The organism is Amycolatopsis sp. lyj-84 (genome assembly GCF_046549075.1).
GTDB lineage: Bacteria > Actinomycetota > Actinomycetes > Mycobacteriales > Pseudonocardiaceae > Amycolatopsis.
The window spans coordinates 1-19375 of the sequence record NZ_JAJPWO010000004.1 but is presented as its reverse complement, the minus strand read 5'-3'; the positions used below and the strand labels follow the sequence as shown (position 1 = coordinate 19375).

General features: G+C 69.2%; 19 protein-coding genes and 1 tRNA gene. 9 read left to right on the top strand and 11 right to left on the bottom strand.

Annotated elements, in window-relative coordinates:
• The first annotated feature begins 94 nt into the window (after nucleotides 1-94).
• Nucleotides 95-811 carry a transcriptional repressor LexA gene (gene lexA / locus ACLJRM_RS14235; RefSeq protein WP_101606403.1) on the top strand — a complete coding sequence of 239 codons (717 nt, stop codon included), beginning with the start codon at nucleotides 95-97 and terminating at the stop codon, nucleotides 809-811.
• A gap of 117 nt (nucleotides 812-928) precedes the next feature.
• Here the strand turns inward: lexA and ACLJRM_RS14230 are convergent, their stop codons facing one another.
• The 3 genes from ACLJRM_RS14230 to ACLJRM_RS14220 all read right to left on the bottom strand — a co-directional run bounded on the left by ACLJRM_RS14230 (nucleotide 929) and on the right by ACLJRM_RS14220 (nucleotide 4103).
• Nucleotides 929-1942 (bottom strand): hypothetical protein, encoded by a 1014-nt coding sequence (locus ACLJRM_RS14230; RefSeq protein ID WP_101606402.1) that lies wholly within the window; start codon nucleotides 1940-1942, stop codon nucleotides 929-931.
• Nucleotides 1943-2128: 186 nt separating this feature from the next.
• Nucleotides 2129-3562 carry a GTPase HflX gene (gene hflX / locus ACLJRM_RS14225; protein WP_101606401.1) on the bottom strand — a complete coding sequence of 478 codons (1434 nt, stop codon included), beginning with the start codon at nucleotides 3560-3562 and terminating at the stop codon, nucleotides 2129-2131.
• 43 nt (nucleotides 3563-3605) lie between these two features.
• The gene (locus ACLJRM_RS14220) at nucleotides 3606-4103 is read right to left on the bottom strand and encodes an ArsR/SmtB family transcription factor (RefSeq protein ID WP_101606400.1); all 498 of its coding nucleotides are present in this window, start codon (nucleotides 4101-4103) and stop codon (nucleotides 3606-3608) included.
• 60 nt (nucleotides 4104-4163) lie between these two features.
• Here ACLJRM_RS14220 and ACLJRM_RS14215 point away from each other — a divergent pair, with 60 nt between their 5' ends.
• Nucleotides 4164-5408, top strand: coding sequence for an MFS transporter (locus ACLJRM_RS14215; RefSeq protein WP_410663202.1), 1245 nt, complete (start codon nucleotides 4164-4166; stop codon nucleotides 5406-5408).
• Here ACLJRM_RS14215 and dapF read toward each other — a convergent pair.
• Genes dapF through ACLJRM_RS14200 form a run of 3 tightly spaced genes read right to left on the bottom strand, consistent with a single transcriptional unit; the run spans nucleotide 5405 to nucleotide 7828 of the window.
• Complete coding sequence (gene dapF / locus ACLJRM_RS14210) at nucleotides 5405-6232, bottom strand: diaminopimelate epimerase (protein WP_410663201.1); 828 nt, start codon at nucleotides 6230-6232, stop codon at nucleotides 5405-5407. The genes ACLJRM_RS14215 and dapF overlap by 4 nt on opposite strands.
• A 10-nt stretch (nucleotides 6233-6242) precedes the next feature.
• A complete protein-coding gene (gene miaA, locus ACLJRM_RS14205; protein ID WP_410663200.1) occupies nucleotides 6243-7145 on the bottom strand; it encodes a tRNA (adenosine(37)-N6)-dimethylallyltransferase MiaA in 903 nt (300 codons plus the stop codon).
• Nucleotides 7142-7828: a class III extradiol dioxygenase subunit B-like domain-containing protein gene (locus tag ACLJRM_RS14200; RefSeq protein WP_410663199.1), complete on the bottom strand. Its 687-nt coding sequence runs from the start codon at nucleotides 7826-7828 to the stop codon at nucleotides 7142-7144. Before ACLJRM_RS14200 ends, miaA begins: the two co-directional genes overlap by 4 nt.
• 235 nt (nucleotides 7829-8063) lie before the next feature.
• On the opposite strand from ACLJRM_RS14200, the gene ACLJRM_RS14195 reads away from it, so the two are divergent.
• Nucleotides 8064-9377, top strand: coding sequence for a DUF349 domain-containing protein (locus ACLJRM_RS14195; RefSeq protein ID WP_410663198.1), 1314 nt, complete (start codon nucleotides 8064-8066; stop codon nucleotides 9375-9377).
• A 95-nt stretch (nucleotides 9378-9472) separates the two neighbouring features.
• Here ACLJRM_RS14195 and ACLJRM_RS14190 read toward each other — a convergent pair whose 3' ends face one another.
• Together ACLJRM_RS14190 and miaB are read right to left on the bottom strand one after the other, a co-directional pair.
• Nucleotides 9473-9934 carry a hypothetical protein gene (locus ACLJRM_RS14190; protein WP_101606395.1) on the bottom strand — a complete coding sequence of 154 codons (462 nt, stop codon included), beginning with the start codon at nucleotides 9932-9934 and terminating at the stop codon, nucleotides 9473-9475.
• Nucleotides 9931-11445: a tRNA (N6-isopentenyl adenosine(37)-C2)-methylthiotransferase MiaB gene (gene miaB / locus ACLJRM_RS14185; RefSeq protein WP_174720530.1), complete on the bottom strand. Its 1515-nt coding sequence runs from the start codon at nucleotides 11443-11445 to the stop codon at nucleotides 9931-9933. The genes ACLJRM_RS14190 and miaB overlap by 4 nt, the downstream gene beginning before the upstream one ends.
• 16 nt (nucleotides 11446-11461) lie before the next feature.
• On the opposite strand from miaB, the gene ACLJRM_RS14180 reads away from it, so the two are divergent.
• Entirely contained in the window at nucleotides 11462-12373 is a 912-nt protein-coding gene (locus ACLJRM_RS14180) for a TAXI family TRAP transporter solute-binding subunit (protein ID WP_410663197.1), read from the top strand.
• A gap of 16 nt (nucleotides 12374-12389) precedes the next feature.
• Here ACLJRM_RS14180 and ACLJRM_RS14175 read toward each other — a convergent pair whose 3' ends face one another.
• Together ACLJRM_RS14175 and ACLJRM_RS14170 are read right to left on the bottom strand one after the other, a co-directional pair.
• A complete protein-coding gene (locus ACLJRM_RS14175; protein WP_410663196.1) occupies nucleotides 12390-13793 on the bottom strand; it encodes an ATP-binding protein in 1404 nt (467 codons plus the stop codon).
• Between the two features lie 4 nt (nucleotides 13794-13797).
• Nucleotides 13798-14487 (bottom strand): response regulator transcription factor, encoded by a 690-nt coding sequence (locus ACLJRM_RS14170; protein WP_101606392.1) that lies wholly within the window; start codon nucleotides 14485-14487, stop codon nucleotides 13798-13800.
• Nucleotides 14488-14870: 383 nt separating this feature from the next.
• On the opposite strand from ACLJRM_RS14170, the gene ACLJRM_RS14165 reads away from it, so the two are divergent.
• From ACLJRM_RS14165 to ACLJRM_RS14145, 5 genes are all read left to right on the top strand, one after another.
• Complete coding sequence (locus ACLJRM_RS14165; RefSeq protein ID WP_410663541.1) at nucleotides 14871-15599, top strand: amino acid ABC transporter ATP-binding protein; 729 nt, start codon at nucleotides 14871-14873, stop codon at nucleotides 15597-15599.
• A 56-nt stretch (nucleotides 15600-15655) separates the two neighbouring features.
• Nucleotides 15656-16573 (top strand): glutamate ABC transporter substrate-binding protein, encoded by a 918-nt coding sequence (locus tag ACLJRM_RS14160; RefSeq protein ID WP_410663195.1) that lies wholly within the window; start codon nucleotides 15656-15658, stop codon nucleotides 16571-16573.
• 86 nt (nucleotides 16574-16659) lie between these two features.
• Nucleotides 16660-17307, top strand: coding sequence for an amino acid ABC transporter permease (locus ACLJRM_RS14155; protein WP_410663194.1), 648 nt, complete (start codon nucleotides 16660-16662; stop codon nucleotides 17305-17307).
• Nucleotides 17304-18170, top strand: coding sequence for an amino acid ABC transporter permease (locus ACLJRM_RS14150; RefSeq protein WP_410602251.1), 867 nt, complete (start codon nucleotides 17304-17306; stop codon nucleotides 18168-18170). The genes ACLJRM_RS14155 and ACLJRM_RS14150 overlap by 4 nt, the downstream gene beginning before the upstream one ends.
• Before the next feature lie 150 nt (nucleotides 18171-18320).
• Nucleotides 18321-18764, top strand: a complete 444-nt coding sequence (locus ACLJRM_RS14145) for a class I SAM-dependent methyltransferase (protein WP_410663193.1) — start codon at nucleotides 18321-18323, stop codon at nucleotides 18762-18764.
• 205 nt (nucleotides 18765-18969) lie between these two features.
• On the opposite strand, the gene ACLJRM_RS14140 is transcribed toward ACLJRM_RS14145, so the two are convergent.
• Nucleotides 18970-19041, bottom strand: a tRNA-Arg gene (locus ACLJRM_RS14140).
• Nucleotides 19042-19375: the final 334 nt, after the last annotated feature.

The window sequence follows — 19375 nt, the reverse complement described above, 5'->3', positions numbered from 1 at the left end:
CGGCAAGATCGTCCGCCACCGGCGAAGACACGCGAAGTCGGTCCGGGAAACCGGACGTACTGGGAGGCGGCGCAGGAGATGAAGGAGCACGACGGTGGCTAAGGAGAGCAAGGCGAAGAACGCGCCTAGGGGCTCGGGTAAGGTGCGCGCCTTGCCCGAGGTCTACGAGGTGGACGAGACCCTGACCGTGCGGCAGCAGCAGGTGCTCGACGTGATCAAGATGTGGGTGAGCCGGTTCGGTTACCCGCCGAGTGTGCGTGAGATCGGCGAGGCGGTCGGGCTGACCTCCACCTCGTCGGTGTCGCACCAGTTGCAGGCCCTGCAGCGCAAGGGATATCTGCGACGCGACCCGAACCGCCCGCGCGCGGTCGGGGTGCTCGCCACGACGGACGACAACCCGATGGGCATCGACGTCGAGCAGCCGCAGTCGGCCGCGAAGGCCGCGTATGTGCCTCTCGTCGGCCGGATCGCCGCCGGTGGGCCGGTGCTGGCCGAGCAGGCGATCGAAGACGTCTTCCCGCTGCCGAGGGAAATCGTCGGTGAGGGTGAGCTCTTCCTGCTCAGCGTCACCGGTGACTCGATGATCGACGCCGCCATCACCGATGGCGACTGGGTCGTCGTGCGCCAGCAGCCCACGGCCGACCCGGGCGAGATCGTGGCGGCGATGATCGACGGCGAGGCCACGGTCAAGACGTTCAAGCGCAAGGACGGCCACATCTGGCTGATGCCGCACAACGAGGCGTACGACCCCATCCCGGGTGACAACGCCACGATCCTCGGCAAGGTCGTCGCCGTTCTCCGCAGGCTTTAGTCCGGAGCCGTTCAGTCCAGAGCCGTTCAGTCCAAAGCCGGAGCACGCCGGGATCCCGGGGTCGGACGAGACCACGGGTCAGACCCGGCAAGCTTCGGCAGGGCACGTCTTCCTCGGTCAGGCGCGCCGCTTGCGGAGTCTGCCGACCAGGAGGAGGCCGCCGATCACCACGATCGCGGCGATACCGACCTGCACGTACGGGAAACCGGATTCCTGGCCTTGACCGGCGGCCGCGGACGTTCCGCCCGAGGTGCTCCCCTCGGATTTGGCCGCGTCCACGGCCAGTGCCGCCGCGCCCTTCACCGCGCGGATCTGCTCTCCGACGCCCTCCCCGCCGGACAGCAGGGTCCCGTCCGGGTCGAAGGCGAGCGCCTCCCCCTGCTTCTCGTTCGGCAGGGGCACGCGCACGGGTTCGCGCTGCAACGCGCTCTTCAGGTCTCCGTCGGTGACGGCGTAGAGATAGGCGTCGGTGTAGGTGCGCAACGCGACCACCGACCCGTCGGCCATCGAGGCCGCACCGGTCACCGTCATCGAACCGATCGACCCGCCGGGCCCGCCCGGCGTCGAGGTTTCCTTGATCTGCAGCGAACCCACGTTCTCCAACGGGGTCGGCCCGGGGCTGGCGAGCGGCCCTGTCGGCCGGTACACCTTCGAGCTGCCGAAGAAATCCTTGGTGATCAGGTACGGCGTGCCCGAGCGATCCATGATCAGCGCTTCGACGTCGTGTTGGCCGTCGGGATAGGTGAGCCGGTGCAGCGTCGCCTTGCCCTGCGGGGTCAGCGAGATCAGCGCGACCGTGTCCCGCCGCTTGCGATTGTCGCCGGTGTCGGAAAGCCAGAGGGTGCCGTCCGCGGTGCGGGCGAGGTCTTCGGGATCGTAAGGATCCGTCGCGGCCGAGATGACCTTCTGGACCTTGCAGTCGCGGCCGAGCACGAAGACCTGCGTCTTGGTGCCGCCGTCGTTGAGGGCGTACAGGTGATCGCCGTCCGAAACGAGGCCGGACAGCTCACTGAGCCGGGAATCGCTGTTCTTGCACACCGGCTGCGGGGCCGGGACCTCCTGCGCCGCGGCGGGAGCGACCCCGCCGATGAACGCCGCCAGCACGACCGTCGCCGCGACAATCCCCCGCACATCCACCTCCGTACCGTGGAACCCCTGAAGCCCCACACTACGGAGACGTCCGGGACGGCGCGCAGTTCGGTGCGAACGCCGAGATGGGGCGGAATGTCGCGTAGGCCACGTTCAGCGAACAGCGACTCGTGAGTGGTAAAGACGGTTCTAACCGTCTTTACCACTCACGAGGTTGTACGTACTTGCTTACAGAGCCGAGCCGTCCGTCTGGAAGTCGCTCAGCGCCGCGGCCAGCTCGGGCCTGCCCCGGACGAGCAGCCGCGTGCCGGTCTCGACGTGCTCCTCTTCCAGCACCTCGCCGTCGGCGTGGGCGCGGGAGACGAGTTCGCCCCGCGAGTACGGGATCAGCGCCTCGACCATGACCTCCGGCCTCGGCAGCCGCTCCGCGATCACCTCGGCGAGTTCGGTGATCCCGGTGCCCTTCCGTGCCGACACCTGCACCGAACCGGCCATCTGGTGCCGCAACCGGACCAGCGACACCTCGTCGGCGGCGTCGGCCTTGTTGATCACCAGCAGCTCCGGCGGAAGCGGCTCGGAACGGCGCTTCGTGATCTCGGCGAGCACTTCGCGGACCGCGTTGACCTGCTCTTCCGGCGTCGGGTCGGCACCGTCGACGACGTGCACGAGCAGGTCGGCGCTCGCCGCCTCCTCCAGCGTCGAACGGAACGCGTCCACCAGCTGGTGCGGCAGGTGCCGGACGAAACCGACGGTGTCGGTCAGCGTGTAGGTGCGGCCGTCGGGCGTCTGGGCCCGGCGGGTCGTCGGATCCAGCGTGGCGAACAGCGAGTCCTCGACGAGCACTCCGGCGCCGGTCAGCGCGTTGAGCAGGCTCGACTTGCCGGCGTTGGTGTAGCCGACGATCGCGACGCTCGGTACCTCGTTGGCCACCCGTCGACCGCGTTTGGTCTCGCGGATGGTGTCCATCGCGGCGATCTCGCGGCGCAGCTTCGACACGCGCTTGCTGATCCGCCGCCGGTCGGTTTCGAGCTTCGTCTCACCGGGACCACGCAGGCCCACGCCACCGTTGGCGCCGCCCGCCCGGCCACCGGCCTGCCGGGACAGCGCCGCACCCCACCCGCGAAGCCGCGGGATCAGGTACTGCAGCTGGGCCAGCTCGACCTGGGCCTTGCCCTCCTTGGAGCGGGCGTGCTGCGCGAAGATGTCGAGGATCAGGGCGGTGCGGTCGATGACCTTCACCTTGACCTTCTCCTCCAGCTGGCGCAGCTGGCCCGGCGAGAGCTCACCGTCGCAGATCACCGTGTCGGCCCCGGTGGCCGCCACGATTTCGCGCAGTTCCTTGACCTTGCCCGAGCCGATGTAGGTGGCGGGATCCGGGCGGATCCGCCGCTGCACCAGGCCTTCCAGTACCTCGGAGCCCGCTGTTTCGGCGAGCCGGGCGAGTTCGGCGAGCGAGGCCTCGGACTGGAGGGCGCTGCCCTCGGTCCACACACCGACCAGAACGACGCGCTCCAGGCGCAGCTGCCGGTATTCGACCTCGGTGACATCCGCGAGTTCGGTGGACAGGCCCGCTACCCGGCGGAGCGAGGCGCGGTCCTCGAGCTCCAATTCGCCGGTCGAAGGGTCCATGTCGTTCAGATCGTTGTGTGTCAGTTCCGTCATCGTGCCTCCATGGTCCCACGTTTCGGCGGCGGGACCGAATTCATTACCTGCTGGGATACTTCGACAGGTAGATCGCCGTCCGTTTCGCGTCCGGGTCGACCGGCCTGGTGATGAAGTCGTCGACGAGCTCCATCAGCCGTGCTTCGAACTCGGCGATCTGCTCGTCCGGTACCTGGACGACCATTCGTGTCTGTTGCACGTCGTCGAATCCCACATCGGCGATCTCGGCCAGATAGGCCTCGAAGATCGCCTGATCGATCCCCCTGTCGCGGGAATCAAGATGCCAGGACAACCCGGTCGAGCGATACGGAATTTCTTTCGCACCGCGCGTGCCGCGCCTCGGCGGGAGTGCTTCGAGGAACCCCGTGTCGACGAGTTTGCGCACATGGTGCAGCGTCGTCGCCGGGTCCCGATCGAGCCGTTCGGCGAGTTCCTTGTTGGTCAGCGCCTCGGAGTACGTCAACCGGATGATGCGCAGCCTTATTCCGGAAGCCATCGCGGCGATCTCGGCCTCGGTGGCGGCACGTCGTGGAGTGGGCACCGGGACAGCCTAGAGCGAAAGTGATTGACAGTTTCCAATCACTCGCGCCAAGGTGGCGTCGTGCGCAGAGACTCCCTCTTCTTCCACGCGGACTTCCGGCGGCTCTGGGCCGGTGACACTGCCAGTCAGGTGGGCGCGTTCGCCGGTCATACCGTGATTCCCCTGCTCGCGGCCACCGTCCTGGCCGCGACGCCGTTCCAGATGGGGCTGCTGACCGCTGCCGAGACCATCGCGTTCCTGATCATCGGGCTCCCGGCCGGGGTGTGGGTGGACCGGATGCGGCGCCGCACGCTGATGCTGCGGGCCGACTTCGTCCGAGCGGTACTGCTGCTCAGCATCCCCGTCGCCTGGTGGGCCGGGGTCCTGTCGCTGACGCAACTCATCGTGGTCGCCACCCTCGTCGGTACCGCGACGGTGTTCTTCGACATCGCCTACCAGTCGTATCTGCCGACGCTGGTCGGCCGCGAGCATCTTCTCGAAGGCAACGCGAAGCTCCAGGCCAGCCAGTCCGTGGCGTTCCTGGCCGGTCCGGGTGTCGGGGGCGGGCTGGTGCAACTGATCGGCGCGGCCAACGCCGTGCTCGCGACCGGACTCGGTTTCCTCACCTCGGCGCTGTTCCTGCTGCGGATCCGCACTGTCGAACCGGAGCCCGAGCGGCACGAAGACACGAAGCTGCTGCCCCAGATCGTCGAGGGACTGCGGTTCGTGTTCACCGACACCACGCTGCGTTCGATCGTCGCCTGCACGGCGACGGCCAACCTGTTCAACGGCGTCTTCGTCGCGGTGGAGATCCTGTTCCTGAACCGGGAACTGGGCCTGTCCCCCGCGGCCGTCGGCCTCGTGCTCGCGACCGGCGGGGTGGGCGGGATCACGGGCGCGATCTTCGCCAACGCCATCACCCGGCGGATCGGGCAGGCCCGGTCGATCTGGCTCGTGCCGCTGGTGACCTGGCCGTTCTACCTGCTGCTACCGCTGACCGCGCCGGGCTGGCGGATCATCCTGTTCCCGGTGGCCACGATGATCGCCGGGTTCGGGATCATCGTCTACAACGTCGCGCAGGTCTCGTACCGGCAGGCCGTGTGCCCGGACCGGCTGCTCGGCCGGATGAACGCGAGTGTGCGGTTCGTCGTCTGGGGCATGCTCCCGCTGGGCGGGTTGCTCGGCGGTGTCCTGGGTGAGGCGATCGGGATCCGGGCGACGCTGTGGGTCGCCGTGGCAGGAGAAACCGCGGCACTCCTGTGGGTCGTCTTCTCCCCGCTCCGGAAGCTCCGCGACCTTCCCACGGAACCGATCGCGGTCGGCTAACGGCCGAGCCCGGCCCACCAGTCTTCGTCGAGTTCGCCGCGGGCGACGATCTCCGCCGGTCCGGTCAGCGTGGATCCGCCGCGGCGGATCTCGACGACCACCTGGCCACCGGGGATGTCGACCGTCGCCCGGCCGGCGTCGGTACCCGCGAGGTGCAGGGCGGCGGCGACCGCGGCGACCGTGCCGGTGCCGCAGGACCGTGTCTCGCCGACGCCGCGTTCGTGGACGCGCATCTTCAGCGCGTTGTCCCCCAGGAGATTGATGAACTCGAGGTTCACGCCCTCCGGGAACACGTCGGAATCGAAGTCGGGCTGGTCACGCAGGTCCAGGTCGTCGACGTCGTCCTCGACGACGGACACCAGGTGCGGGTTGCCGACGTTGACCGCGACACCGGAGAACGGCTGCCCGGCGACCACGGTGACCGAGGTGCCGGTGATCGCCGCCGGTCCCATCTGCACGGTGACGGAGCCGTCCGCGTGCAGCTGGACAGGCCTGTCGCCGGCGCGGGTGCCGATGACGAAGTCGTGCTCGGCCACCAGCCCGGAATCGACCAGGTGGCGTACGAAGACCCGGACGCCGTTGCCGCACATCTCCGCAATGGATCCGTCGGCGTTGCGGTAGTCCATGAACCATTCGCCTGCCGACTCCACACCCAGAGCCGCCGAGCGCACGACGCGCAGCACGCCGTCGGCGCCGAGACCGCGCTGACGGTCGCACAGCGCCGCCACCCGCGCTTCGGTCAGCTCGAGGCGGCCGTCGGGGTCGGGAAGCAGCACGAAATCGTTCTGTGTGCCGTGTCCCTTAAGGAATTCGATGCCGCCCATGGGCGCAAGATTACTGGGCCGTCACTTCGAGGACGCGCTCGGCCAGCCGCTCCGAACCGCCGTCGAACCACTGGATGCGCTTGTCCCGCCGGAACCAGGAACGTTGCCTCCGCACGAACCTCCGGGTCGCCTGCGCGGTGGCCTCGGCGGCGGCCTGGAAGTCCTCGTCTCCGTCGAGGGCGGCGATCACCTGTTGGTAGCCCAAGGCCCTCGACGCGGTGAGCCCGTCGCGGAGTCCTTGGCCCAGCAGCGTCCGGACTTCGCCGACGAGTCCGGCTTCGAACATGAGCTCCACGCGGCGGTCGACGCGGGCGTCGAGTTCGGCCGGTTCGCGGTCGATGCCGATCAGCACGGTGTCGTAGCGCGCGGGCCCCGGTTTCGGCAGGTTCGCCGAGAACGGTTCGCCGGTGATCTCGATGACCTCGAGCGCGCGCACGATGCGGCGGGTGTTGGTCGGCAGGATGGCGGTGGCGGCGATCGGGTCCAGTCCGGTGAGCCGGGCGTGCATCGCGGCGACGCCGATCTCGTCGGCTTCGGCGGTCAGCCGCGCACGCACGTCCGGATCGGTGCCCGGGAACTTGAGGTCGTCGAGCACGGCCTGGACGTAGAGCCCCGACCCGCCGGTGAGGACCGGCACGCGACCGGCGGCGAGGAGGTCTTCGATGCGCTCTCGCGCGTCGCGCTGGTACGCGGCCACGGAGGCGGTCTCGGTGACGTCGAGGACGTCCAGCAGGTGATGCGGCACGCCTCGCCGCTCCTCGGCGGTCGCCTTGGCCGTCCCGATGTCCATCCCCCGGTACAACTGCAGCGCGTCGGCGTTGACCACCTCGCCCCCGAGGATGAGGGCGAGTTCGACCGCCAGCGCGGTCTTCCCGGTCGCCGTGGGCCCGACGACCGCGACCGGCCGGATCATGCCCGCTCCCAGACCGCGACGTGGTAGCCGACGCCGTACGGCGCGGCCGAGTAGAGGACGTCGGCGGTCCAGTCGCCGTCCGCCAGTCCGGCGAGGACCTGCCAAGGCGCGCGGCCCCCTGCCCCGAGTTCGGCGGCCAAGGCCGGATCGAGTGCGGCCAGCGCGCCCGTGTCGGCCTTGGCCAGCGCGTCGCGGATCGCGGCGTCGAAACCCTCAGCGCGCTCATCCTCACCACCGGGGGAACGCGGACCGTGCCTGCTCGAACCGTCGCCGAGGACGAGCACCGCGGCGGGCTCCCCCAGCTCGCGGCCGAACAGTTCGCACTGGCTGGGAGGGGTCGCGGGGTCGACGAGATGGACTCGGACGGATGACGCGCCACCCTGCTCACGCAGCCAGCCGGCGACGAGCGCGGGCAGGGGCAGCTCCGTTTCGGGCGTTGTCACCCGGCTGAGTGAGACTCCGAGATCGACTCCGAATCCCCGGAAAGAGCCGCTCGCGTTTTCCGGTACCGCGGGCGCGCCCACGGCCGCGCCGACGACGACCCAGTCCGGCGAAGCGCTGGTCAGGCTCCGCGCGGCGGCGAGGCAGGCTTCGCGCAGCTCGGCGCACTCGTCCGCCGCTCCGGCGGCCAGTTCGGGGATGAGCAGAGGGGGCTGCGGGAGCACGGCGACACGGCGGATCACGGCCGCCGACGTTACCTTCCCCGCCCCGAACGACCCGCAACCCACCGACACGGAGGGTCCTCCGGAAGTAGGATCACTGCCCTCGGGTGGTTCATCCGGTTCCACGGTGGACGCTGAGCTGCTTGAATGCCGCAAGGGGTTGATGCCCCCGAAGCAAGACGGCAACGCATTACCCGGCCCCGCCGCTAGGCGGGGCGCCCGCGCCAGCGGGCGTACAGGCGATAAGGAGCCTGCGATGGCCCAGGAGAACACGACCACCGGTACCCCGGCGCCGCACCCGGTGCCGCACGCGCTCGGTGGCGGGCACCCCGCACCCCCCGTGCCGCCCGCCGAGCCCAGCCCGTCCGCTTGGGGCAGGGTCGACGACGAAGGCACGGTCTACGTCACCACGCCCGACGGCGAACGCGCGGTCGGTGTCTGGCAGGCCGGGAGCCCGGACGAGGGACTGCTCCACTACGCGCGCCGGTTCGACGACCTGCGCACCGAGGTCGAGCTGCTGGAGACGCGGCTGGAGTCCGGCGCGGGCGACCCGAAGCACGCGCTGGCGACGGCGACGCAGCTGCGCGACGGGCTCTCCGAAGCCGCCGTCGTCGGCGACATCGCCGCGCTGGGCGGCCGTATCGAGCAGGTCATCGCCCACGCCGAAAAGTCGCTGGCCTCGGCCAAGCAGGAGCGGGAAGAGGCCCGCGCGGCAGCCGTCGTCCGCAAGCAGGCCCTCGCCGACGAAGCCGAGAAGCTCGCCGCCGAGTCGACCCAGTGGAAGGCCGCCGGCGACAGGCTGCGCGCCATCCTGGACGAGTGGAAGACCGTCAAGGGCGTCGACCGCAAGACCGACGACGAGCTGTGGAAGCGGTTCTCCAAGGCCCGCGAGGCGTTCAACCGGCGCCGGGGCTCGCATTTCGCCGAGCTGGACAAGCAGCGCGTGGGTGCCAAGAACCGCAAGGAAGAACTGATCGCCGAAGCCGAGTCGATCTCGGAGTCGTCGGACTGGGGCGACACGGCGGGCCGCTACAAGGACCTGATGACCGAGTGGAAGGCCGCCGGTCGCGCGCCCAAGGACAGCGACGAGGCGCTCTGGCAGCGTTTCCGCGCCGCGCAGGACAAGTTCTTCGCGCGCCGGTCTTCGGTGTTCTCCGAGCGGGACGCCGAGTTCGCGACCAACGCGCAGCAGAAGGAAGAGCTGCTCGTCGAGGCCGAGAAGATCGACCCGGCCTCGAACCTCGACGCGGCGAAGAACCACCTGCGCAAGATCCAGGAACAGTGGGACGAGATCGGCAAGGTCCCGCGCGAGCGCATCCGCGAACTGGACGGCCGCCTGAAGGCCGTGCAGGACGCGGTCAAGTCGGCCGAGGACAGCAAGTGGCGGCGGACCGACCCGGAGGCGCAGGCCAGGGCGGCGCAGTTCCGCGAGCGGGTCGCGCAGTTCGAGTCGCAGGCGGAGAAGGCCCGTGCGGCGGGCGACGAGCGTCGCGCGAAGAAGGCGGACGAGCAGGCCGCGCAGTGGCGTGAGTGGCTCGAAGCGGCTGAAGCGGCGATCGCGGACCGGTAAGCCCCAGAGCGCGCCATGAAAGGCCCGTTACTTGCAAATTTTGCAAGTAACGGGCCTTTCATAGCGTTCGGGGAGGGCGAAGCGGCACCGCCGGGTCAGCTCCGCGAGAAAGCGGCACGCATCCAGTAGATGGCCAGCCCGACGGTGGCGAACCAGGCGAGGATCATCCCGAAGCCCGGACCGCCACCGGCCGCGCCGGTCGCGTGCGAGGACTGCTGGGACCAGATCGCGAGCATCCCGTCGACGGAGGCGAACCAGCCGCCCGCGGCGCAGACCCAGGCCAGCCACCAGCGCCGGGTCACCAGCGCCACGGCGGAGGCGAAAACGCCGATGCCGGTGGAGGTCACGGCGAACAGCTGCGGGATCCCGCCGCCCCTGCCGAGCAGCACCTCCCAGCCCGCGTGTTCGCCGACCCACGGCAGCAGTTGCGCGACCAGCAGCACGAACGCCAGCACCGCGATGGAGAATCCGCGCCTGCCCAGCTCGATCGTCTTGGCCGCGCGCTCGCCGACCTCGTCGATCTCCGCGGCGAGTTCGTCGATCTTCGGTTCGGTCACAGTGCACACCCGCTCACCGGTTCCGGCGTGACGGCCGGGGCACCGAAGCCCGGCAGGCCCAGCGTCACGCCGTTGGTCTTCGGCCGGAGCCCGGCCTCGGAGTTGTCGCCCGCCCTGGTGCGGCGGTGCGACAGCAGATCGCTGTCGGCGACCAGGTGGTGCGGAGCGCCGTAGGTCACCACGGTCTCGACGACGTCGCCCGGCCGCACCGAGCGGTCCACCAGCGGCCCGGCCGGCGTGAAGTGGACGAGCCTGCCGTCGCGGGCCCGGCCGCTCATACGGTGCGTCTCGCTGTCCTTGCGGCCTTCGCCGGAGGCGACCAGCAGCTCGACGCGCCGCCCGACGATCTTCTTGTTCTCGTCCCAGGAGATGTCGTTCTGCAGCTTCACGAGCCGTTCGTAGCGCTCCTGCACGACCTCCTTCGGCAGCTGCCCGTCCATCTCGGCGGCGGGCGTACCGGCCCGGATCGAGTACTGGAAGGTGAACGCGGTGGAGAACCGCGCCTGCGCGACCACGTCGAGCGTGGCCTGGAAGTCTTCCTCGGTCTCGCCGGGGAAGCCGACGATGATGTCGGTGGTGATCGCGGCGTCGGGCATCGACTCGCGGACGCGGTCGAGGATCTTGAGGTAGCGCCCCGAACGGTAGGACCGCTTCATCTCGCGCAGCACGCGGTCCGAGCCGGACTGCAGCGGCATGTGCAGCTGGTGGCACACGTTCGGCGTCTCGGCCATCGCGTCGATGACGTCCTCGGTGAACGCCGCCGGATGCGGCGAGGTGAACCGGACGCGCTCCAGGCCCTCCACCGAACCGCAGGCGCGCAGCAGCTTCCCGAAGGCGAGGCGGTCGCCGAATTCGACGCCGTAGGAGTTCACGTTCTGGCCGAGCAGGGTTACTTCGAGCACGCCCTCGGCGACGAGCGCCTCGACCTCGGCCAGGACCTCGCCGGGGCGGCGGTCGCGTTCCTTGCCGCGCAGCGCCGGGACGATGCAGAAGGTGCAGGTGTTGTTGCAGCCGACCGAAATCGACACCCAGCCCGCGTACGCCGAATCGCGCTTCGCCGGCAGCGTCGAGGGGAACGTTTCGAGCGCTTCGAGGATCTCGACCTCGGCCTCGGAGTTGTGCCGTGCGCGCTCCAGCAGCGTCGGCAGCGCGCCGATGTTGTGCGTGCCGAACACGACGTCGACCCAGGGCGCGCGTTTGACGATCTCGCCGCGGTCCTTCTGCGCGAGGCAGCCGCCGACGGCGATCTGCATGTCCGGTTTCGCGGTCTTCTGCGGCCGGATGTGCCCCAGGGTGCCGTACAGCTTGTTGTCCGCGTTCTCCCGCACCGCGCAGGTGTTGAACACGATCAGGTCGGGTGTGGCCTCGCCGTCACCCGGAACGTAGCCGGCGTCCTCGAGCTGCCCGGCAAGACGTTCGGAGTCATGCACGTTCATCTGGCAGCCGAAGGTGCGGATCTGGTATGTGCGCGCGCTCATCTCGCCTTCGAGGGTACGCGGGCGGGGTTCCATGGCACGATCGACCCTCATGAGGAGACGGGGCGTGCTGGCGGCGGGACTGGCCGTGGTCTGCGTCCTGGCCACCGGGTGCGGGCCCGACCTGTCGAGGACGCGGGTGCGCATCGCGGCGGGGCTCAACGGCGGCGTCTACGACAAGCTCGCCGAGCCTCTGGCCGACGCCTGGGCCGCGGAGCTGGACGCCGAACGCCCCGAGGTCCAGGTGACCGAGGGCTCCCCGGACAACATCGCCAGGGTCCGCGCGGGCAAGGCCGATGTCGCGTTCGTGGCCGCCGACGTCGCCACCGAGAACACCGCCGGGCTGGCCGCGCTGGCCCGCGTGCACGACGACTACCTGCACGTCGTCGTGCGGGCCGACTCGTCGATCAAGTCGTTCGCGCAGCTGCGCGGGCACAAGGTCGCGATCGGTTCGCCGGACTCCGGCGTCGAGTTCCTGTCGAAGCAGTTGCTCAAGGCGTCCGGCCTGACCGGCGCGATCGACCGCCGCAACCTCGGGCTCAACGAAGCGCTGCCCGCGCTGGAGAACCGGCAGATCGACGCCGTCATCTGGTCCGGCGGCGTGCCGACGCCTTCGATCACGGAACGGGCGAAGACGGTCGACCTGCGGCTGCTCGACATCACCGACCTCGCGGACGCCCTGCGGGCCACCAGCCCGGTGTACCGCACCGCGACCATCCCGGCGACGGCCTACGACCTGCCGGGGCCGGTGACCACGCTCGTGCTGCCGAACTTCCTGGTGGTGCCCGCCTCGATGTCGGACGACGTCGCCGAGGCGCTGGTCCGAGGGCTGTTCAAAGCACGCGACGAGCTGGGCAAGGCGGCCGGTGCGGCGCTGTCGATCGACGTCCACCCCGCCATCGAGACCTCTCCCCTGCCGCTGCACCCGGGTGCTCTGCGGTACTTCCGGTCGCTCAAGGACTAGCACTGACTAGCACTGACTAGCACTGACTAGCGACCGGCAGGGTCACGGTCACTTCGAGACCGCCGCCTTCGGGTGAGCCGAGCCGCAGCGAACCGTCCGAGCGGACCATGATCTCGGTGACGATCGCCAGGCCGAGGCCGGAGCCGGGCACGTTCTGATGCGCGGCACTCCGCCAGAACCGGTCCGCCGCGCGCTCCAGTTCCTCTTCGCGCAGGCCCGGTCCGTGGTCGCGGACGGCGATGTCCACCTTCCCGTCCGCGGTGGTGACGGCGACCCGCACCTCGGTTCCCGGCTCGGTGAACTTGAGCGCGTTGTCCAGCAGGGCGTCGAGCACCACTTCGAGCCCGCGCGCGGGCGTCAGCACCCGCAGGCCGCCGCCCAGTCCGGAAGAGACCAGCGTGACCTCGCGCGTCGCGCCGACCACGGTCCAGTCGGCGACCCGGGCACCGATCACCTCGTCGAGGCCGACCGGCACCAGTTCGCCACCCGAAGCTTCGGCGCGGGCCAGTGAAAGGAGTTCGTCGAGGATCTGGTTGAGCCGCCGCGCGTCGACGACGGCGGCTTCGAGGTCGGCCGCGGCCAGGTCGTCGTCGACGTGCCCGTCGAGGTTGCCGAGCCGGATCTTCAACGCGGTCAACGGGTTCCGCAGCTGATGGGAAGCGTCGGCGACGAACGCGCGCTGCGCCGACAGCGCCTCGTCGACGCTGGCGGCCATCCGGTCGAAGGACCGTTCGAGCTGCCGCAGTTCCGGCGGACCGCCCGACTCCCCCACCCGCTCGACCTCACGGCCGCTGACCACGGCGGCGACCAGGGCACCGGTGGCGTCGTCGAGCCGCCGGACCGGGCGCAGGATCCAGCGCACCACCGGCACCGCGACCAGCAGCGCGAGCCCGAACGCCACCACCGCGCCCGCCGCGATGAGCAGCCACCACCACAAGAGGTCGGCGCGGGCCTTGTCGGTCGAGGACAGGGTGATCACCGCGCCCCGCACCTCGCCGTCGATCAGGATCGGCTCGGCCAGCACCAGCGGCTCGGTGGCCCACGGCATCAGCAGCGGGCCGGGCTCGGACCGCCGTCCCGCGAGCGCCTGCTGCAGATGCGAAGCGATGACGGGGTCCTTGAGGTCGATCTTCGTGGCTTCGGCACGCCCGCCGGCCACGGCCTCGCCGTCCTGGTCGGCGATCGCCACCGGGACCCCGTAGACCTCGGTGTAGCGGCGGAGTTCGTCCTCGATCAGGTCCGGCCGGTTCTCCACCAGCGGGCGCTGGGCCAGTGACGCGAACCGGGAGGTGTCGGTGAGGCGGTCGAGGAAGAGGTCGAGCTGCACACTGGCCGCCACGCTGAGCGCGAGCGGGATGCCGAGACCGAACACGAGCGCCGCGACCAGCGTCAGCACGATCGCCTGGAGCCGGACGCGCACCTGATCAGCCCTCTTCGGCCGGGCCGTAGGCGCCGCCGAGGCGGTACCCGACGCCGCGGACGGTCTCGATGAGCGCGGGCCTGCCCAGTTTGGTCCGCAGGGTGGCGACGTGGACGTCGAGCGAGCGGCTCTCCGCCGGACCCCGGTGCCCCCAGACCTCGCTGAGCACGTGGTCGCGGGCGCACACCGCGCCGCGAGCGGTGACCACCAGCGCGAGTACCTGGAACTCCTTGCGGGACAACGAAACCGGCTGCCCGTCGACCTGCACCTCGTGCCGTCCGATGTCGACCGAGACATCACCCGCGCGAATGACGGCCGCCGGTTCGGGCACGGCCGGGCGTTCACCCCGGCGACGGCGTACGGCCTCGACGCGGGCGACGAGCTCGTCGACGTCGTAGGGCTTCACCAGATAGTCGTCGGCGCCGGACCGCAGGCCCTGGATCCGGTCGTCGATCTCGCCCCGCGCCGAAACGACGATCACCGCGACGTCGCTGACCGCCCGGATCCGGCGGCACAGGACGATCCCGTCGATATCGGGAAGCCCCAGGTCGAGCAGCACGACGTCGACCTCGTGCACCAGCTCGAGCACCCCGGCGCCGGAGGCCAGGCGTTTGATCGTCAGGCCGCGCCGGGCCAGCGCGGGCGTCAAGGCGCCCGCGACCCGGTCGTCGTCCTCCACCAGCAGTACCCGCACCCGTGTTTTCCCTTTCACGCCGTCCCCGCACCGCGACGACTGAAGAACGACTCTATGGGGTGAGTCACCTCTCGCGCTGCCCGTACCGCTGGGCCGTCCGGCCTAGTGAGCGGCACGTCCGGTCACGATGCGTCACAGATGTCGTGTGACCCCGGTTACGGGACACCCCTGCCTTGTCTAGGCTGATCAGCGCCGGACGGAGGTGGACCGCGTCCGTCCGGTGGCTCGGAACGATACGGACTTGAAACCCTAAGTATTGGTCAAGCCGCCTTTACAAGCGGTCCGACGGGAGTAGGTTTCCGCCATCGCGTGGTGCCTGACCCCGCAGTCCCCTGCAAACGAACGCTCCTGGAGGCCAGATGACCGCGGAGGTGGCGGCGCCGATGATCAAGGCGGCCGCCGTGAACAAGTACTTCGGCGACCTGCACGTGCTCAAGGAGATCAACCTCGAGGTGCCGCGTGGGCAGGTCGTGGTCGTGCTCGGGCCGTCCGGGTCTGGCAAGTCGACGCTGTGCCGGGCGATCAACCGGCTGGAGCCCATCAACTCCGGTGAGATCGCGGTGGACGGCGTTCCGCTGCCCGCCGAAGGAAAGGCGCTGGCCGCGCTGCGCGCCGACGTCGGCATGGTGTTCCAGTCGTTCAACCTGTTCGCGCACAAGACGATCGTCGAGAACGTCATGCTCGCGCCGATGAAGGTCCGCAAGGTCAACTCGGGCGAGGCCCGCAAGACCGCGATGGACCTGCTCGAGCGCGTCGGTATCGCCAACCAGGCGGACAAGTACCCGGCGCAGCTCTCCGGCGGGCAGCAGCAGCGGGTGGCGATCGCCCGCGCGCTGGCCATGCGCCCCAAGGTGATGCTGTTCGACGAGCCGACCTCGGCACTGGACCCGGAGATGGTCCAGGAGGTCCTCGACGTGATGACCACGCTCGCGAAGGACGGGATGACGATGCTCGTCGTCACCCACGAGATGGGCTTCGCGCGGCGTGCGGCGAACCGGGTGGTCTTCATGTCCGACGGCGAGATCGTCGAGGACTCCACCCCGGAAGAGTTCTTCACCAAGCCGAAGACGGACCGTGCCAAGGACTTCCTCGGCAAGATCCTGACCCACTAGGCATTTCCGCGGCGCGGGCGCGTGCCGCATCGACGGATGAAACAGGAGAGGTTCACATGAGGATCCGCACCCTTGCGGTGGGACTGCTCGTCGGCAGTCTCGCACTGACCGCTTGTGGCAAGGAAGGCACGCCCAGCTCGCCCGGCGGCAGCTCCGAAGGCGCGAACGCCGGTGCGCAGCTGCCCCAGTACACGGTGGCGTCGAACGTCGACCTGGCGGGCTCACCGGTCTTCGCGAAGATGAAGGCCGACGGCAAGCTGACCCTGGGCGTCAAGGACGACCAGCCCGGTCTCGGCAAGAAGGACCCGACCAGCGGCAAGTTCGGTGGTTTCGACATCGAGATCGCGAAGCTCGTCGCCGCCAGCCTCGGCTTCGGCGAAGACAAGATCACCTTCAAGACGGTCGACTCCGGTGCCCGTGAGCAGTCCATCGTGAACGGCGACGTCGGCTACTACGTCGGCACCTACACGATCACCGACAAGCGCAAGGCCCAGATCTCCTTCGCGGGCCCGTACTTCGAGGCAGGCCAGGACCTGCTGGTGCGCAAGGACGACTCCTCGATCACCGGCCCGGAGACCTTGAAGGGCAAGAAGGTCTGCTCGGTCACCGGCTCGACCCCGATCCAGCGCGTTCGCGACCAGGGCCTGACCGAGCCCGGCAACATCGTCGAGTTCCAGAAGTACTCGCAGTGCGTCGAGAAGCTCTCCACCAAGGAGGTCGACGCCGTCACCACCGACGACGCGATCCTCAAGGGCTTCGCTTCGGAGGACTCCGAGAACTTCAAGGTCGTCGGCAAGACCTTCTCGAAGGAGCCGTACGGCATCGGCCTGAACAAGGACGACAAGGTCCTGCGCGACAAGATCAACGACACCCTGCAGAAGGCGCTGGACGACGGCACCTGGCAGAAGATCTACGACGCCACCCTCGGCAAGTCGGGTTCGGCGGCGCAGAAGCCCACCCTGCAGAAGTACTGATGTAGTCCCGCGGCCGGTGGACCAGTGAATGGGTTCACCGGCCGCTCCACACCCACCTCCAGTCGACGGCAGCGGGGAAAGGCTCCATGAACGTCCTGCTCGACAACCTGGACCTCTACGGTCCGTTCTTCCTCACCACGATCGAACTGTTCATCTGGTCCGCCTTCGGCAGCCTGATCCTCGGCACGATTCTGGCGATGATGCGGGTGAGTCCGGTCGTGGCGTTCCGCGCCACGGGCACGACCTACGTGACCCTCATCCGCAACACTCCGCTGACCCTGGTGTTCGCGTTCTTCGTGTTCGCTTACCCGCTGCTGGACATCGTCAAGCTCAGCTTCTTCACCGCCGCGGTCGTGGCGCTGACCGTGTACACCTCGGCGTTCATCTGCGAGGTCGTCCGGTCCGGCATCAACACCGTCCCGGTCGGCCAGGCCGAAGCCGGGCGCGCGCTGGGGCTGACCTTCGGCCAGATCCTCGGCCAGATCATCCTGCCGCAGGCGCTGCGCTCGGTGGCGCCGCCGATGGTCAGCACCCTGATCGCGTTGCTGAAGAACACCACGATCGCCGCCGGTTTCTCGGTCGCCGAGGCGGGCGCGATCCGGTCCTACCTCTCCGAACGGGGTGACAACCAGCTGATCGGCCTCCTGTGGGTCGCGCTGGGCTTCATCATCCTGGTCGCCGTACTTTCTTTCGTCCAGCGGAGCCTGGAGAAGCGCTGGAGCGTGGCCCGATGAGCAGTGTCCTGTTCGACGTCCCCGGCCCCAAGGCCCGGATGCGTCACCGGTTGTACGCGGTCATCGGCGTCCTCGCCATCGCCGCCCTGATCGCGTTCGTCGTCTACCGGTTCTACGACACCGGCCAGTTCGCCGCGCGCAAGTGGGAATGGCTTCAGTACCAGCAGGTCCAGATCGACCTGCTCAACGCCGTGCTCGAGACCCTGCGGGCCTTCGCGGTGGCGGCCGCCCTCGCGCTGGTCTTCGGTGCGGTGTTCGCGGCGGGCAGGATGTCCGACCACGCCTGGATCCGCCGGATCTCCGGGGCGATCGTGGAGTTCTTCCGCGCCATCCCCGCGCTGATCCTGATGTTCCTCTTCTACTTCGGTCTTCCGGCCGTCGGCGTGCCGATGACCCCGTTCCTCGGCGTGGTCTTCGGTCTCACGCTGTACAACGGCTCGGTGCTCGCCGAGGTCTTTCGCGCCGGCATCCAGGCGCTGCCCAAGGGCCAGGCGGAAGCCGCGTACGCCCTCGGCATGCGCAAGACCCAGGTGATGTTCTTCGTCCTGCTGCCGCAGGCGATCCGGGCGATGCTGCCGACGATCATCAGCCAGCTGGTGGTGCTGCTCAAGGACACCGCGCTGGGCTTCATCATCACGTTCCAGGAACTGCTGTACTACGCGCGCTACATCGGCACGCAGGGCGAGTTCGGCCGCCCGATCGTGCCCTCGACGCTGGTCGCGACCGGCATCTACGTCGGCCTGTGCCTCCTGCTGACGGCGCTGGCGACGTACCTCGAGAAGCGCAACCGGCGCAGCAAGAAGCACATCGCGCTGACCGACAACAAGGCCGAGGAGACCGTGCTGGGCTCTGCGGCCACCTGACGGTTTCGACAGTTCACAAGAAGCCCCGCCGCGTATCGCGCGGCGGGGCTTCTTGCTGTCCGGCTCATCGCGGATACGGGCACGGCCCTGGTCCGGGATAGGCCTCTTGGTCCTGTCGGGACGGTGATCCCGTCGGCTAGCGTCGGCGCTATGGCGGACCAGGCCGCGGCGCTGCTCGAAGTGCTGCCGGACCTGGCGGGCAGGTCGGTCCTGGTCGTCGGGTGCGGCGATGGCCGCTATCCCCGGCTGCTTCGCGGCGAGGGCGCCGGCCGGGTCGTCGGGGTCGACGCGGACCAGGTGCTGATCGCGGTCGCCCAACGCGAAGAAGAACGGAATCCCATCGGGATCTCCTACGAGGTCCACCGGCTCGACCGGTTGCCGGTGATGGGGACCTTCGAGATCGTCCTGGCCTTCCTGGACTCCCCCGGCCGGCTCGGCCGTGTCACCGCGAGCCTGGCGGCGGGCGGGCTGCTCGTGGTCGTGGCCACGAACGGGCTCTCGTTCGAGGAAGGCTTGCGGGACAACGGCTTCCGGGACATCGTGCTGCACCGCCACGAAAGCGGCGACGTGCACAGCGCCCGCAAGGCGTCCTGAGTCGCGCACCCTGGTGTCGAGCCAGGCTGGCCGGGGCTATGAATCCCGGCCGGTCGCCGGACCGTGCGCGTCTGGCGGCGTGGAGCGCACGGACCCCACACCGCCGCACCGGTACGACGGAACAGGTTTCCCCGCCGTGCCGGGGGTTTGGCCTGGAACACGCCTCCGGCGCACACTGCGCACCAAAGGCGTTTCGTTCCAGAAGTACCCCTGCCAGGAATCGAACCTGGACCCCGGCATTCGTAGTGCCGTGCTCTTTCCGTTGAGCTACAAGGGTTCATCATGAAAAAGCCGCCCGGTTCGGTTTCCCGAAGGGCGGCTCACTGGTACGACGTCGCACTAGGACGACGGCGGGGAGCCGTGTTTCTCTTCCATGCCAAGGAAGAGGCAAGCCATGGCGTAGCGGCGTCGCGGCATGTGTCCTCCTCCTGGACTGGGGTGCGAGTAGTGTGCGACATCTGGGTGAGCGGGGGCAAACGATTTAGGCCTCGTGAGTGGTAAGGACGGTTCTGGTGGACCGGTATTTGCCTAACCACTGGATCCTGATGTCATCTCGGCGAGCTTGTAGAGCTTGTTCTGGATGCCGATGTGGGCGAGTGGGGAGGATTTGA